Source organism: Streptomyces sp. C10-9-1 (assembly GCF_024497955.1).
Classification (GTDB): domain Bacteria; phylum Actinomycetota; class Actinomycetes; order Streptomycetales; family Streptomycetaceae; genus Streptomyces; species Streptomyces sanyensis.
Window position 1 is genome coordinate 34,485 of the sequence record NZ_JANHKP010000016.1, and the last position, 14,663, is coordinate 49,147.

At 74.5% G+C, this 14,663-nt stretch carries 12 protein-coding genes; 4 read left to right on the top strand and 8 right to left on the bottom strand.

Going from position 1 to position 14,663, the window contains the following annotated elements; all coding sequences use genetic code 11:
- Positions 1–11: 11 nt before the first annotated feature.
- Entirely contained in the window at positions 12–1,031 is a 1,020-nt protein-coding gene (locus NPS70_RS22385; RefSeq protein ID WP_256526167.1) for a MerR family transcriptional regulator, read from the bottom strand.
- Positions 1,028–2,830 carry an SDR family oxidoreductase gene (locus NPS70_RS22390; RefSeq protein ID WP_256526168.1) on the bottom strand — a complete coding sequence of 601 codons (1,803 nt, stop codon included), beginning with the start codon at positions 2,828–2,830 and terminating at the stop codon, positions 1,028–1,030. Before NPS70_RS22390 ends, NPS70_RS22385 begins: the two co-directional genes overlap by 4 nt.
- Before the next feature lie 369 nt (positions 2,831–3,199).
- Between NPS70_RS22390 and NPS70_RS22395 the strand changes: the two genes are divergently transcribed.
- The 4 genes from NPS70_RS22395 to NPS70_RS22410 are packed head-to-tail and all read left to right on the top strand — an operon-like array spanning position 3,200 to position 6,781.
- Positions 3,200–4,174 (top strand): ABC transporter ATP-binding protein, encoded by a 975-nt coding sequence (locus NPS70_RS22395; protein WP_256526281.1) that lies wholly within the window; start codon positions 3,200–3,202, stop codon positions 4,172–4,174.
- Positions 4,175–4,215: 41 nt separating this feature from the next.
- Positions 4,216–5,136, top strand: a complete 921-nt coding sequence (locus NPS70_RS22400) for an ABC transporter permease (protein WP_256526282.1) — start codon at positions 4,216–4,218, stop codon at positions 5,134–5,136.
- Complete coding sequence (locus NPS70_RS22405; protein WP_256526169.1) at positions 5,133–6,044, top strand: ABC transporter ATP-binding protein; 912 nt, start codon at positions 5,133–5,135, stop codon at positions 6,042–6,044. The genes NPS70_RS22400 and NPS70_RS22405 overlap by 4 nt, the downstream gene beginning before the upstream one ends.
- Before the next feature lie 17 nt (positions 6,045–6,061).
- On the top strand, positions 6,062–6,781 hold the full coding sequence (locus tag NPS70_RS22410) for an ABC transporter permease (protein WP_256526283.1): 720 nt from the start codon (positions 6,062–6,064) through the stop codon (positions 6,779–6,781).
- Positions 6,782–7,171: 390 nt separating this feature from the next.
- On the opposite strand, the gene NPS70_RS22415 is transcribed toward NPS70_RS22410, so the two are convergent.
- From NPS70_RS22415 to NPS70_RS22440, 6 genes are all read right to left on the bottom strand, one after another.
- Positions 7,172–7,984, bottom strand: coding sequence for an HAD family hydrolase (locus tag NPS70_RS22415; RefSeq protein ID WP_256526170.1), 813 nt, complete (start codon positions 7,982–7,984; stop codon positions 7,172–7,174).
- A complete protein-coding gene (gene serS, locus NPS70_RS22420) occupies positions 7,981–9,258 on the bottom strand; it encodes a serine--tRNA ligase (protein WP_256526171.1) in 1,278 nt (425 codons plus the stop codon). The genes NPS70_RS22415 and serS overlap by 4 nt, the downstream gene beginning before the upstream one ends.
- Positions 9,259–9,859: 601 nt before the next feature.
- Positions 9,860–10,801 (bottom strand): prephenate dehydratase, encoded by a 942-nt coding sequence (gene pheA, locus NPS70_RS22425; RefSeq protein WP_256526172.1) that lies wholly within the window; start codon positions 10,799–10,801, stop codon positions 9,860–9,862.
- Positions 10,802–10,961: 160 nt separating this feature from the next.
- The gene (gene efeB, locus NPS70_RS22430; RefSeq protein ID WP_256526173.1) at positions 10,962–12,191 is read right to left on the bottom strand and encodes an iron uptake transporter deferrochelatase/peroxidase subunit; all 1,230 of its coding nucleotides are present in this window, start codon (positions 12,189–12,191) and stop codon (positions 10,962–10,964) included.
- A 7-nt stretch (positions 12,192–12,198) separates the two neighbouring features.
- Positions 12,199–14,196: a copper resistance protein CopC gene (locus NPS70_RS22435; protein ID WP_256526174.1), complete on the bottom strand. Its 1,998-nt coding sequence runs from the start codon at positions 14,194–14,196 to the stop codon at positions 12,199–12,201.
- A 23-nt stretch (positions 14,197–14,219) separates the two neighbouring features.
- Positions 14,220–14,663, bottom strand: a complete 444-nt coding sequence (locus NPS70_RS22440; RefSeq protein WP_256526284.1) for a copper chaperone PCu(A)C — start codon at positions 14,661–14,663, stop codon at positions 14,220–14,222.

Sequence of the window (14,663 nt, forward strand, 5' to 3'; positions counted from 1 at the left end):
ACAACCGCCCTCTACTTTGCGCCCGATTGGCCAACATCATCTGTGGACAAGGGGTGTTGATCAACAGCCCTTGTCCCACCGGCGGAAGGGAGCAGGGCGTCCAGCACCCGTGCGCGCAGCTCCCGTTCGGCGGAGACGGCGATGAACTCCGCCGCCCCCTGCCTCCCAACCGCCCGCTCCACGGCCGCGACCGTCTCCGCCGGAAGGGCGACGGCCCGGTTCGCCGGAGGCCCCGCCCCGGGACCCTCGGCGGTCTCCCCGGCCAGATGCCGCGGAAGGTCGCGGGTGGCCAGCATCCGCATGGCCCGGGCCAGTTCGGCGTCCACGGTCCGGCGGGCGAGCGGCCTGAGGCGCCGCACCAGCCCGGCCGCCTCGGCGGCCTGCTCGTCCGTCGGCGGACCGTCCGCCAGGAAGCGCCCGAAGACGTGCTCCGTGGTGAACTCCAGCAGGCGCGCGGCCAGGTGCTCGACCAGCTCCCGAACCTCCGCCAGCTGCACGGCGATCGCCGCCAGGGGGACCCCCGCGGCATGCAACTCGACGGCCACGGAAAGCTCCTGGGGGCTCGGCACCCGGAAGGCGTCCGGCTCGCCCGGGATGCTCTCCAGCACGCCGAGCCGCAGGGCCTGCGCGATCAGCGCCCCGTGCGACCCGCTGCCGAAGGACTCGGCCAACTCGGCCCGGGTGACGCGCCCTTCCTCCTCCTCGCTCCAGGGGCCAGCCACCTCCGCGGCGAGCCCCAGCACACCGCCCAGGCCCCGGCCCTCGTCCCAGGCGTCGAGCAGCTCCTTGATCGACGCCAGGGTGTAGCCGCGGTCGAGGAGGTCGGCGATGCGCCCCAGGCGGTCGAGGTGCACGGGCCCGTACACGTTGGACCGGCCCCTGCGCTCCGGCCGGGGCAGCAGCCCGCGGTCCTGGTAGCCGCGGATCGTGCGGGTCGTGGCCCCGCTCAGCCGCGCCAGGTCGTCGATCCGGTAACCGGGTCCGTCCCCGGCGCCCGGAGCCGACCCGGGCGGATGCCCGCCGCCGCTCACAGCGGAGGCCGCAGGCGGGCGAGCCCGCGCAGTGCCTTGGGCGCGAGGCGGGACAGCAGCCGGGCACCGTGCGCCTCCGGCGTCACCGGGACCACGGCCCGGTCGCGCAGGACGGCGTCGAGCACGGCCTCCGCCACCTTCTCCGGTGGGTAGTTGCGCCTCCCGTACCACTGCGCCGACTTCCGCTGCCGCCGCCGCTGCTCCTCCTCGTCCGCACCCGCGAAGCGCGTGGTCGAGGTGATGCCGGTGTTCACGATCCCCGGGCAGATCGCGGAGACGCCGATGCCCCGGCCCGCGAACTCGGCGCGCAGGCACTCGCTGAGCATCAGCACCGCCGCCTTGGAGGTGCTGTAGGCGGGCAGCGTCCGCGAGGGCAGGAAGGCGGCGGCCGAGGCGGTGTTGACGATATGGCCGCCCTGCCCGCGCTCCACCATCCTGCGCCCGAAGAGCCTGCATCCGTGGACGACGCCCCAGAGGTTGACGTCCAGCACCCGCCGCCACTCCTCGGGGCTGGTGTCCAGGAAGGAGCCGGCGAGGCCGATGCCGGCGTTGTTGACGAGCACGTCCACGACTCCGTGCTCGGAGGTGACCCGCTCGGCGAGCTTCTCCATGGCCTGCTCGTCGCTCACGTCCGCGGTCTCGGCCCACGCCCCGGCCGCTCCCGCGGCCCGCGCCTCGTCCGCCGTGCGGACGGCGCCGTCCGCGTCGCGGTCCACCGCCACCACGCGGGCCCCCGCGGCGGCGAAGGCGAGCGCCGTGGCCCGCCCGATGCCGCTCGCCGCACCGGTCACCAGGACCAGCTGCCCGCCGAAGCGCCGACCGTACGCGCCCCGGGGCGGGGCGGCGGGCTCCCGCCCGGCGTCGCGCTCCCCTCCGCTCCCGCCCGGGCCGCCCGGTTCGTGCGCCTCCGCGAAGTCGCCGATCCAGCGGGCCAGTAGGTCGGGCCGGGTACGGGGCGCCCAGTGGCCCGCGGCCAGCGTGCGCCGCGTCAGCCGGGGCACCCAGCGGTCGAGGTCGTCGTACAGCCGCTCGGACAGGAAGGCGTCACCGGCCGGGGTGATCAGCTGCACCGGTGCGTGGGCGTGGGCGTCGGGCCGCGGACGGCGCAGCCGCGCCCGTACGTTGTCCCGGTACAGCCAGGCGCCGTGGGCGGCGTCCTGCGGGAGGGAGGCGGTCGGGTAGGAGCCGGCGGGAACGCCCTCCAGCCGCTCCAGCACCCCCGGCCAGCGCCGGCCCAGCGGGCCGCGCCAGGCGAGCTCCGGGAGCACCGGGGTGTGCAGCAGGTACACGTACCAGGACTTGGCCCCCTGGCTGAGGAGCTGGCCCACCGCACGGGGGGTGGGGCGGCGCGTCCGCCGCCGGATCCAGTGGCCGAAGTGGTCCAGCGAGGGCCCGGAGACGGAGGAGAAGGAGGCGATGCGGCCCTCGGCGCGCGCGGAGGTGGCGAACTCCCACCCCTGCACCGAGCCCCAGTCGTGGCCGACCAGGTGCACCGGCCGCCCGGGGCTCACCGCGTCGGCGACGGCCAGGAAGTCGTCGGTCAGCTTCTCCAGCGTGAAGCCGCCGCGCAGCGGGCTCGGCGCGGTGGAGCGGCCGTGTCCCCGCACGTCGTAGAGCACGACGTGGAACCTCCCGGAGAGCCGGGAGGCCACCTCGGACCAGACCTCCTTGCTGTCCGGGTAGCCGTGCACCAGGACCACCGTGGGCCGCGAGGGCTCGCCCAGTTCGGCGACGCGGAGTTCGACGCCCCCGCTGCGTATCCGGCGCTCCCGCGCCCCCTGAAGACCGCTGCCGCCCACCCGTCCGTCCTCCTCCTGCCGGACGCCCCGCGGGGACCGGCGGTTCGGCGCCCCGGTCCGGGCGCCCCCCGTGCGGAAGGGCGCGGGCGACCGGCGCGGGTGGCGCAGGGGGACGGCCGTCCGTCTCCGCCGGGCCACGATCCGTGATCTGCCACCGATGAATGTGACAATGTACGGCGGCCGCGTCAAGGGTGCCGCCCGGACCTCCCGGCGGGCACCGGGCACCGGCCGGGGCGCCGCGCCCCGGAGGCCGCCGCCCCTCTCAGGTCGCACGGCCCCTACGGGGCCCTACCCCTGGAGTCGGACACGGGTCGGTCCACGAGGCTGACGTCAGGTGTGGCACGCGCCACTAGCGTCGACCCCGTGACTGTGATCGCGACCGAAAGCCTGAGCAAGCGGTTCCCCCGGGTGACCGCGCTTGACCGGCTCTCCTTGGACATCGGCCCCGGTGTGACCGGCCTGGTGGGCGCCAACGGAGCCGGCAAGTCCACGTTGATCAAGATCCTGCTGGGCCTGTCCCCGGCGACCGAGGGCACCGCCGCCGTGCTCGGCCTCGACGTCGCCACCCGCGGCGCCGAGATCCGCGAGCGGGTCGGGTACATGCCGGAGCACGACTGCCTGCCGCCCGACGTCTCGGCCACCGAGTTCGTCGTCCACATGGCGCGCATGTCGGGCCTGCCGCCGACGGCCGCCCGGGAGCGGACGGCCGACACCCTGCGGCACGTCGGCCTCTACGAGGAGCGGTACCGCCCCATCGGCGGCTACTCCACGGGCATGAAGCAGCGGGTGAAGCTGGCGCAGGCGCTCGTCCACGACCCGCGGCTCGTGCTGCTGGACGAGCCGACCAACGGCCTCGACCCGGTCGGCCGCGACGACATGCTGGGCCTGATCCGCCGTATCCACACGGAGTTCGGCATCTCGGTCCTCGTCACCTCCCACCTCCTGGGCGAGCTGGAGCGGACCTGCGACCACGTGGTCGTGATCGACGGCGGCGCCCTGCTGCGCTCCAGCTCCACCCGGGACTTCACCCGCACCACGACCACCCTCGCGGTGGAGGTCACCGACTCCGACGCCCACCCCGACGGCACGGCCGCCCTGCGCGGGGCGCTCCTCGCGGCCGGAGTGCGGCCGCACGAGGGCGAGGAGCAGGGACTGCCCGGAGCCGGCCACATCCTGCTGCTGGAGGCCACCGGCGAGGAGACCTACGACCTCGTCCGCGACACCGTCGCCGAACTCGGCCTCGGACTCGTCCGGATGGAGCAGCGACGCCACCACATCGCCGAGGTGTTCCGGCCCGGGACGCCGGACGCGGAGGCACGGACCATGGAGGTGCAGACCCCGTGACCCCCCAGACCCCCGGGCCCGCCCGGACGACCGGGGCACCCCTGCCCTCCGGGGCCGCGCACTCCCCCGGGAGTGCGCAGCCCCCCGGCAGCACCCGGATCCACGACATCGGCTACCGCCACTACGACGGCCCGCGGCTCGGCCGCTCCTACGCCCGCCGGTCGCTCTACACGCAGTCGCTGCGCGGCGCCTTCGGGCTGGGGCGCTCGGCGAAGTCCAAGGTGCTGCCGATGATCCTCACGGGGATCATGTGCCTGGTCGCGGCGATCACGGTGGCCGTGGCCCTCGCCGTGCCCGGCAGCACCGAACTGCCCATGGAGTACACCCGCTTCGCGATCGTCATGCAGGCGCTGATCGGGCTGTTCCTGGCGGCGCAGGCGCCCCAGTCGGTCTCCCGGGACCTGCGCTTCAAGACGGTGCCGCTCTACTTCTCCCGGCCCATCGAGCGCTCGGACTACGTGCTCGCGAAGTTCGCCGCGATGGCCTCCGCGCTGTTCGTGCTCACCGGGGCGCCCCTGGTGATCCTCTACGCGGGTGCGCTGCTCGCGAAGTTCGACGTCGCGGACCAGACGAAGGGATTCGCCCAGGCCGTGGTCTCCGTGGCGCTGCTCTCCCTGCTCTTCGGCGGGATCGGACTCGTGCTGGCCGCCTTCACCCCGCGCCGCGGCTTCGGAGTCGCCGCGGTCATCGCCGCGATGACCATCACCTACGGTGCCGTGACCACCGTGCAGGCCATCGCCTTCGAGTCGGGCTCGCCCGGCGCGGTGGAGTGGCTGGGACTGTTCTCGCCCGCCACGCTCGTCGACGGCGTGCAGACCGCGTTCCTCGGCGCCACCTCCGCCTTCCCCGGCGGGCAGGGGCCCGGCGCGGGCGTCGGGGCGGTGTACCTGGCCGTCCTCCTCGCCCTGGTCGCCGGCAGCTACGCCGTCCTGATGCGCCGCTACCGAAAGGTCGGACTGTGACCACCATCGACATCGCCAACGCCTCGCGGTGGTTCGGCAACGTCGTCGCCGTGAACGACGTGAGCATGAGCATCGGACCGGGTGTCACCGGTCTTCTCGGCCCCAACGGCGCGGGAAAGTCCACCCTGATCAACATGATGGGCGGCTTCCTCGCCCCCTCCACCGGCGCCGTGACCCTGGACGGGCAGCCGATCTGGCGGAACGAGGGCGTCTACCGCCACATCGGCGTGGTGCCCGAGCGGGAGGCCATGTACGACTTCCTCACGGGCCGGGAGTTCGTCGTCGCCAACGCCGAACTGCACGGGCTGGACGGCCGGGCGGCCGGGCGGGCCCTCGCCACGGTGGAGATGGAGTACGCGCAGGACCGCAAGATCGCGACCTACAGCAAGGGCATGCGCCAGCGGGTCAAGATGGCCTCCGCCCTGGTCCACGAGCCCTCCGTGCTGCTGCTCGACGAGCCGTTCAACGGCATGGACCCGCGCCAGCGGATGCAGCTGATGGACCTGCTGCGCCGGATGGGAGCCGACGGCAGGACGGTGCTGTTCTCCTCGCACATCCTGGAGGAGGTCGAGCAGCTCGCCTCGCACATCGAGGTGATCGTGGCCGGGCGGCACGCCGCGAGCGGCGACTTCCGCCGCATCCGGCGCCTGATGACCGACCGGCCGCACCGCTACCTGGTGCGCTCGAGCGACGACCGGGCGCTCGCCGCCGCCCTGATCGCCGACCCCTCCACGGCCGGCATCGAGGTGGACGCGGCGGAGGGCGCCCTGCGCATCCAGGCCGTCGACTTCGGCCGGTTCACCGGGCTGCTCCCCCGGGTCGCCCGCGAGCACGGCATCAGGCTGCTGTCCGTCTCGCCGTCCGACGAGTCGCTCGAATCGGTCTTCTCGTACCTCGTAGCGGCCTGAAAGGACCTGTGACCACGATGTACAACCCCACGGTCGCCCGGCTCACCTACCGGGCCGTCCTCGGGCGGCGCCGGGCCGCCATCCTCTTCGTGCTCCCGGCGCTGCTGCTGCTCCTCGCCGCCGCGGTGCGCGGCTTCCACGGCGCCGACGACCAGGTCGCCGCCGACCTGCTGGGCGGCTTCGCCCTGGCCACGATGGTGCCCCTGATCGGAGTCATCGCGGGAACGGGCGCGATCGGTCCGGAGATCGACGACGGCTCGATCGTCTACCTCCTCTCCAAGCCGGTGAAGCGCTCCGAGATCATCGCCACCAAGTTCACGGTGGCCCTCGCCGTCACGATGGCCTTCTCGGCGCTGCCGACGCTCCTCGCGGGCTTCATCCTGAACGGGAACGGCCAGCAGGTCGCGGTCGCCTGCGCGGTGGCCGCGCTGGTCGCCTCCTTCGCCTACAGCGCGCTGTTCCTGCTGCTGGGCACGGTGAGCCGGCACGCGGTGGTCATCGGCCTCGTCTACGCCCTGGTCTGGGAGTCGCTCTTCGGCAGCCTGGTACCCGGCGCACGGACGCTGAGCGTCCAGCAGTGGTCGCTGGCGCTGGCCGAACGCATCGCCGGGGAGGGCCTGTTCGGCTCCGACGTCGGCATGGCGGCGGCCGTGTCCCTGCTCGTGGGCGTGACGGTCGCGGCGATCTGGTATGCGGGCAGCAAGCTCCGCGGCCTGACCCTGGCCGGGGAGGAGTAGCCCCGGCCGACCGGGACCAGCCCGCCCGGCGCCGCCCCGCACCGCGGGGCGGCGCCGGGCGCGTTGGTGTCCCCGGACCCGCCGCGGGACCGGGGACGGGGAGGTGTGCCCGGAACCCCGGCCGGATATTCGGTGGAGCGCGGACGGCCGCCCGCGGCACAGTGGTCCCACCGGTGGAACGGCCCGTGCCGTGCCCGCCGGAGGGACCGGGAGCGGAGCACGTCGGCGGCACGGAGTTCGAGTCCCCGCCCACCGCGCTCCCGTCGGGGCGGGCCGGGCGGGCCGCGGCGGGGCAGGAGCCACCGGCCGCGTGCCGCTCGGCGCTCCGCCCGGGGGCGGCCGCTTCGAGCGCGCATCCGCGCGGGCCGCCCCCTCCCGGAGCCCTGCCGCTCAGCCGGTGAGCAGCTCCTCCAGCACCACCGCGATGCCGTCGTCGTCGTTCGACGCGGTGACCCGGTGCGCCACGGCCTTGAGGGTGTCGTGCGCGTTGGCCATCGCGACCCCGTGCGCGGCCCAGCCGAACATCGGGATGTCGTTGGGCATGTCGCCGAAGGCGATGGTGTCCGCCGCGCGGAGGCCGAGGCGGCGGGCGGCGAGCGAGAGCCCCGTGGCCTTGCTCAGCCCGAGCGGCAGGATCTCCACCGTGCCGGGGCCGGCCATGACGATGTCCACCAGGCTCCCCACCGTCGCCCGGGCGGCCTCCGTGAGTTCGTCGTCCCCGAGCGTGGGGTGCTGGATGTAGAGCTTGTTGAGCGGGGCCGCCCACAGCTCGGAGGGCTCCCGCAGCGGCACGTAGGGCAGCGGCCCCTCCTGGGCCCGGTAGCCCTCGCCGATCAGGACGTCCCCGTCCAGCCCGTCGCGGCCGGCGGCCAGCAGCAGGGGGCCGACCTCGGCCTCGATCTTGGCCAGGGCGAGCCCTGCCAGCTGGCGGTCGAGCGTCACGGAGGTCAGCAGGCGGTGCTCGCCCGCGTGGTACACCTGCGCGCCCTGGCCGCAGACCGCGAGGCCCCGGTAGCCGAGGTCGTCCAGGATGTGGCGTGTCCAGGGCACCGCGCGGCCGGTGACGACGATGTGTGCCGCGCCCGCCGCGGTGGCCGCGGCGAGCGCCTCGCGGGTGCGCTGCGAGACGGTGTCGTCGCCCCGCAGCAGGGTGCCGTCGAGGTCGGTGGCGACGAGCCGGTAGGGGAAGCTGCCGCTGCTCACCGGGAGATCGGCTCCAGCACCTCGCGGCCGCCGAGGTAGGGGCGCAGCACCTCCGGCACCCGCACGGACCCGTCGGCCTGCTGGTGGTTCTCCAGGATCGCCACGATGGTGCGCGGGACGGCGCACAGGGTGCCGTTGAGCGTGGCCAGCGGCTGGACCTTCCGGCCCTCGCGCATGCGGACGGAGAGGCGGCGGGCCTGGAAGCTGTCGCAGTTCGAGGCGGAGGTCAGCTCGCGGTACCTGCCCTGGGTGGGGATCCACGCCTCGCAGTCGTACTTGCGGGAGGCGGACGCCCCGAGGTCGCCGGTGGCGACGTCGATCACCTGGAAGGGCAGCTCCAGGGAGGTGAGCCACTGCTTCTCCCACTCCAGCAGCCGCTTGTGCTCGGCCTCGGCCTCCTCGGGGGCGACGTAGGAGAACATCTCCACCTTGTCGAACTGGTGGACGCGGAAGATGCCCCGGGTGTCCTTGCCGTAGGTGCCGGCCTCGCGGCGGTAGCAGGGCGAGAAGCCCGCGTAGCGCAGCGGGAGCGCGTCCGCGTCGAGGATCTCGTCCATGTGGTAGGCGGCGAGCGGGACCTCGGAGGTGCCGACGAGGTAGTAGTCGTCCTTCTCCAGGTGGTACACGTTCTCCGCGGCCTGGCCGAGGAAGCCGGTGCCCTCCATGGCGCGCGGGCGGACCAGCGCCGGGGTCAGCATCGGGGTGAAGCCGGCCTCGGTGGCCTGGGCGATCGACGCGTTGACGAGGGCGAGCTCCAGCAGGGCGCCCACGCCGGTCAGGTAGTAGAAGCGCGAGCCGGAGACCTTCGCGCCGCGTTCGACGTCGATGGCGCCGAGGGCCTCGCCGAGCTCCAGGTGGTCCCTGGGCTCGAAGCCCTCCGCTCCGAAGTCGCGGACGGTGCCGTGCGTCTCCAGGACGACGAAGTCCTCCTCGCCGCCGACCGGGACGTCCTCGTGGACCAGGTTGCCCAGCCGGAGCAGGAGGCGGCGGGTCTCGTCGTCCGCCTCGTTCTGCGCTGCCTCGGCGGCCTTCACGTCGCTCTTGAGCTGCTCCGCCTTGCCGAGCAGCTCGGCGCGCTCCTCGGGGGAGGCCTTGGGGATCAGCTTGCCGAGCGACTTCTGCTCGGCACGCAGCTCGTCGAAGCGGACGCCGGAGGACCGCCGCCGCTCGTCGGCGAGGAGCAGGGCGTCGACGAGGTCGACGTCCTCTCCACGGGCGCGCTGGGACGCGCGGACTCGGTCGGGGTCCTCACGGAGCAGGCGAAGGTCAATCACCCCACCAGGCTACCGGTGCCGACTCGGGCCCCCGCACCGGATATTGCCGTGCGTGTCGTTATGTCCTTATTGATCCCCTTGATAAAAAGCCGCGGGGAAAACCGGCCGGCGAATGGCACGCTGCCGCGCCCCGGGAAGGCGGCGCCGGGGGCGGTCGGGCCGCCCCCGGCGCCCTCCGCCCGGATGGCGGGCGCGCTGTCCACAGGAATGGCAAGGGCGGCACAGGTTATCCACAGGCTGTGTGAAGACCCTGTGGATTCTGGAATTGATCATTCCGAAGCTGTCGGGATTGCCATCGGATTCGCGGTTCAAACCCCATTCGCCCACTCATTCGGGTGGGAGATTCTCCCCTTGCGGGGGTGATCGGTGGAATTGGGCCGACGGGGGCGCCCCGCACCCCCGGGGCGCCCCAGGCGCCGAAGGCGGTCCACCGAGCCGATTTGTCGACCCTCCGACGGTTCACTGTCGACTTGTCCCCAGGTCGAGAAGCGAGCCTGTGGATAAGTTCTGTGGACAAGAAAAGTCAGCCCGTAGGACCGGGGCGCCGCCCGCCGCGGGATGCCGCGAGCCGGAAACCGCCGCCCGCCGCGGCCCGCGCGGCTCAGTCCTCCGCGCGGCCGTCCTGGCAGCGTGCCAGCCAGTCCGACGCGGCCGTGAACTCCGCGTCCGAGGTCCCGGCGCGCAGCGGCCGCACATCCTGCCGGGCCACCCCCGCCCGCGGGTACGACCCGAGGAAGCGCACCTTCGGGCAGATCCGCTTCAGCCCCATCAGCGCCTCGCCCACCCGCCGGTCCGCGATGTGCCCCTCCGCGTCCACGGCGAAGCAGTAGTTGCCGATGCCCGCGCCCGTGGGCCGGGACTGGATCAGCATCAGGTTGACCCCGCGCACGGCGAACTCCTGCAGCAGCTCCAGCAGCGCGCCGGGATGGTCGTCGCCCAGCCAGATCACCACGGAGGTCTTGTCCGCCCCGGTGGGCGCCGACGGCCGGGCCGGGCGCCCCACGAGCACGAAGCGGGTCTCCGCGTTGTCCGCGTCGTGGATCTGGGTGACCAGCGGCTCCAGGCCGTAGGTGGCCGCCGCGAACTCGCCCGCGAACGCCGCGTCGTAGCGGCCCTCCTGCACCAGCCGGGCGCCGTCCGCGTTGGACGCCGCCGACTCCCACAGCGCGTCCGGCAGATGGCCGCGCAGCCAGTTGCGCACCTGGGGCTGGGCGACCGGGTGGCCCGTGACGGTCTTGATCTGCGACAGCTCGGTGCCCGGACGCACCAGCAGCGCGAACGCGATCGGCAGCAGCACCTCGCGGTAGATCATCAGGGGTTCGCCGGCGGCCAGCTCGTCCAGGGTGGCCGTCACCCCGCCCTCCACCGAGTTCTCGATGGGCACCAGCGCGGCCGCGGCCTCGCCCGCACGGACGGCGTCCAGGGCCGCCGGCACGGACAGCATGGGGACGAGTTCGCGCGTGGCGGCCTCGGGAAGCGTGCGCAGGGCAGCCTCGGTGAAGGTCCCCTCGGGGCCCAGGTACGTGAAGCGCGTGGCGGACATACCGTCACCCTAAGGCCTGTCCCGAGGTCCCCGGCGGGCGTACGGCGACGGCCGCGGCACCCCGCCGCGTCCCCGCGGCCCCCCTCCGCACACCCGGTACGGCGGGGCGGACAGCCTGCGGCCCCCGGCCGGCCCCCCGGCGCCCGTCCGCGGGCCGTCCTCAGCCCTCCAGCAGCCGCTGCCCCACGTACTCGCCCTCCGCCGGGCCGGGCGGCACGGCGAACAGCCCGCTGGCCTCGTGCCGGATGAACGCCGAGAGCGCGTCGCCCCGGTCCAGCTTGCGCTGCACCGGGACGAAACCCCGGAGCGGATCGGCCTGCCAGCACACGAACAGCAGCCCCGCGTCCGGGGCACCGTCCTCCCCGGGCCCGTCGTGGTACGAGAAGGGCCGCCGCAGCATCGCCGCACCGCCGTTCTGCTCCGGCGCGGAGATCCGGGCGTGGGCGTTGGCGGGGATGACGAGGGAGCCGTCCGGGCCCACCGCCTCCAGGTCGGGCTCGGTCGCCTCGGTGCCGCCGGTCAGCGGAGCGCCGTCCGACTTGCGCCGCCCGATGACCTTCTCCTGCGCGTTCAGGGCGAGCCGCTCCCAGTCGTCGAGGAGCATCCGGATCCTGCGGACCACGGCGTACGAACCGCCCGCCATCCAGGCGTGCTCGGTGTCCCGCGGGACGAAGACCCGCTGCCGGAAGTCGGGTTCGGAGGGCTTCGGGTTGCCCGTGCCGTCGATCTGGCCCATCAGGTTGCGCGCCGTCATCGGCTTCCCGGTGGCCCCCGGGGAGCGGTTGAACCCGCCCATCTCCCAGCGCGGCACCGCCGCCCGCCCGGCCGCCCTGCGGATCGCGTGCAGGGCGTGGAAGGCGACCAGGGCGTCGTCCGCGCCGATCTGGACCCACAGGTCGCCCTCCGACCGCTTGGGGTCGATGCGGTCCGCGGAGAACACCGGCAGCGGGTCGAGCTGCTCGGGGCGGGCAGCCGTGAGCCCGGTGCGGTCGAAGAAGCTGCGGCCGAACCCGAAGGTGACGGTGAGCGAGCACGGGCCGGCGTCCAGCGCGACACCCGTGTCGCCGTCCCCGGCGGGCCGGCCGGCCATCAGCTCGGCGGCCAGCGCCGACCACCGCCGCATCAGTGCCGCCGCCTCCCTGCGCCCCGCCCCGGGGGCGAGATCGAAGGCGGCGAGATGGCCGTGGGACTGCTGCCGGTCGGTGATGCCCGCCTGGTGCTCGCCGTGGAAGGCCACCGAGGTGGAGCCCACGGTGCTCAGCGCCGTCGGGGAGTCGGCGGTCGCGGAACGGCCCAGGGCGCCGCCCCCGGCGCCGAGGACGAGTCCGGCCGCACCGGCGGCGCCCGCGGTGCCGAGCAGCCGCCGCCTGGAGATGTCTGTGTCGCTCACGGGTGGTTCAACCGATCTCGATGGTCTCGTCGACGGTGGTCTGGTCGATGTCGGAGGTCCGCACGGTGACCTTGATCTGCCAGTCGCCCGGCATGGGGATCTGCACGCTGCCCGCGCTCCAGTGCCCGGCCGAGACCCGGTCCGGCGTGATCGGCAGCGGGCCGATCTCCTTGGCCTTCAGCGTGAAGGACACCTTCAGCTCGGGGGCGTCCAGCGGCTTCCCGCCGGGGGTCACGGCCCAGACGTGCATCTCGTTGGAGCCCGCCCGGGCGGGGCCCAGGGTGAGGCGGACCGTTCCCTCGCCCCCCTCGCCGCCGGTGTCGAAGGGGAGCTCGACCTCGGTCGGCCCGGCCGGTGCGGCGGGGGCGGCCTGGACACCGGAGGCCGCGGCGGCCTCCTGGGCCCGGCCCGGCTCGGTGGAGGTGAGCGCCGTGGTCACGGCCAGCAGGACCGCCGCGACCCCGGCCTCGACGAGCACGGAGCGGCGCAGACCGCTGCGCTCCGCGTCCGCGTCGCGGGCGCGCTTGCGGGCGGCGTCCGCGACGACGGCCCGCTGGCGCTCCAGCTGCGCCGCGCGCCGGGCCCGGGCCGGGTCGGCGCCGTCCCCGGCGGCCGCGACACCGGCGCTTCCGCCCGTGCCGGTGCCCTTGCCCGGGGCGCCTGTACCGGTGCCCTCCGTGCCCGTGCCCGTGCCCGGCTCGGGGTCGGTGAGCTGCCGCGTCCAGCGCCGGGAGAACCAGGCGACGGCCACCAGGAGAGCCACCAGGGCCAGCTTCACGAGCAGCAGCTGTCCGTAGCGCGTCCCGGTGAGGGCGGACCAGGAGCCGACCTGCCGCCACGACTGGTAGAGCCCGGTGGCGGCGAGCACCGCCACCGAGGCGAAGGCCACCGTGGAGAAGCGCCGCACCGCCTCCCGCTCGATCGAGGGGGTGCGGTACAGCGCGGTGAGCAGCGTGGCCAGGCCGCCCAGCCACGCCGCGACGGCCAGCAGGTGCAGGACGTCCACCGGCATGGCCACGCCCGGCTGGATTCCCGTCGAGGCGTGCTCGGACAGCGCCCACGTGGCCGCGATCCCGGCGGCGAGGACACCGCCGCCCATGGCGAGGCCGAAGGTCAGGTCCCGGCGGGTGCCGGTGCCCGGCCCGTCCTGCGCCGGGCCCTCCGCGGCGTCGGCGCCGGCCGCCGGCATCCGGGCGTACGCGCCGAAGAGCACGGCGACGAACAGCGCCGCAGCCCCGAGCAGCAGCAGCCGGGAGACGAGCGCCGCACCGGTCTTGGTGTCCAGCACGTCGCCGAGGGCGGCGAGGTCGAGGACGTCCGCGAGGCCGCCGCCGCCCGTGTAGGGGGCGCGCAGCAGCAGCATCACGAGGGTGGCCGCGGTCGCGGTGATCCACCCGCGGACGACGAGCCGCCGGACGGGCCGCTCCGCCGCCCCGCGCGGCCAGCACAGCAGCACGAACGCGCCGCCGCCGGCGAGCACCGTGAAGCCCGCGTAGGCCGCGTACCGGGCGAGGTCGTACAGCGTCCCGACGAGCCCGCCGCCGGCCTCCTGGTCGGGAAGGGCGACGGTGGTCTGCGAGGGCGCGCCGATGGAGAAGGTGAAGGCCCCGGCGACGGGGTGGCTGTCCGCCGACACGCCCTGCCAGGCCACCGTGTAGGTGCCGTCCGGCAGACCGGGGTGCAGCGTCACCCCGTACACCACGCCGCCGTCGGTGCCGAGTTCGCGGATCTCGTCGGTGTCGGCGCGCTTGCCGCTCGGTTCGAGGACGCGGATGGAGTCGTCGCCCACGGCGATCTTCTCGGAGAAGGTGAGCGTGACCTCCGCGGGCGCGGTGGCCACCACCGCCCCGTCCGCCGGGTCGCTCGCCAGCAGGACCGCGTGCGCGGCCGCCGGGGCGGCGCCCGCGAGCAGGCCCCCGAGGGCCGCGGACAGCAGCACGGCCGCCGCGAGCAGCAGGCGTACGGCCCGCCGCACGGGACGCGGGGCGGTGGTGGTGGTCGTCATGCGATCAGTCCCTCACTCACGTCTCAGTGCTCCGGGTTGTGGGTCGCCGCCTTGACGGGGACGTCCACGGTGATCGGGTCCGACGTCTCGAAGTGCAGCTCCACGGAGACCGTGTCGCCCTCCTCGGGCCGCTCCTTCAGTGCCGTGAACATGATGTGGTTGCCGCCGCGTTCGAGGTCCAGGGAGCCCTCGGCCGGGATGTCGAAGGAGTCCACCTCCGTCATCCGCCCGTCCTCGGTGCGGTGGATGGACACCTCGTCCGAGATGCCGCTGGTGACCGAGGTGAGCCGGTCCCCGGCACCGCCGGTGTTCTCGACGGTGAGGAAGCCGGCGGCCATGTCCGAGACGGGCTGCGGCATGAAGGCGCCGCTCACCGTGAGTTCGGGGGCCGCGGAGGAGCCGCAGCCCGCGAGGAGGAGCGGGGCCGCGACCGCGGCGGCCAGTGCGGCGGCGGTGCGGCGAGGTAT

Bases quoted from the DNA above. Each gene is read 5' to 3' on its own strand.
- pheA (WP_256526172.1), bottom strand. From the start codon at position 10,801: ATGTCCGCCACGCGCTTCACGTACCTGGGCCCCGAGGGGACCTTCACC.
- NPS70_RS22435 (WP_256526174.1), bottom strand. From the start codon at position 14,196: ATGACGACCACCACCACCGCCCCGCGTCCCGTGCGGCGGGCCGTACGC.
- NPS70_RS22410 (WP_256526283.1), top strand. From the start codon at position 6,062: ATGTACAACCCCACGGTCGCCCGGCTCACCTACCGGGCCGTCCTCGGG.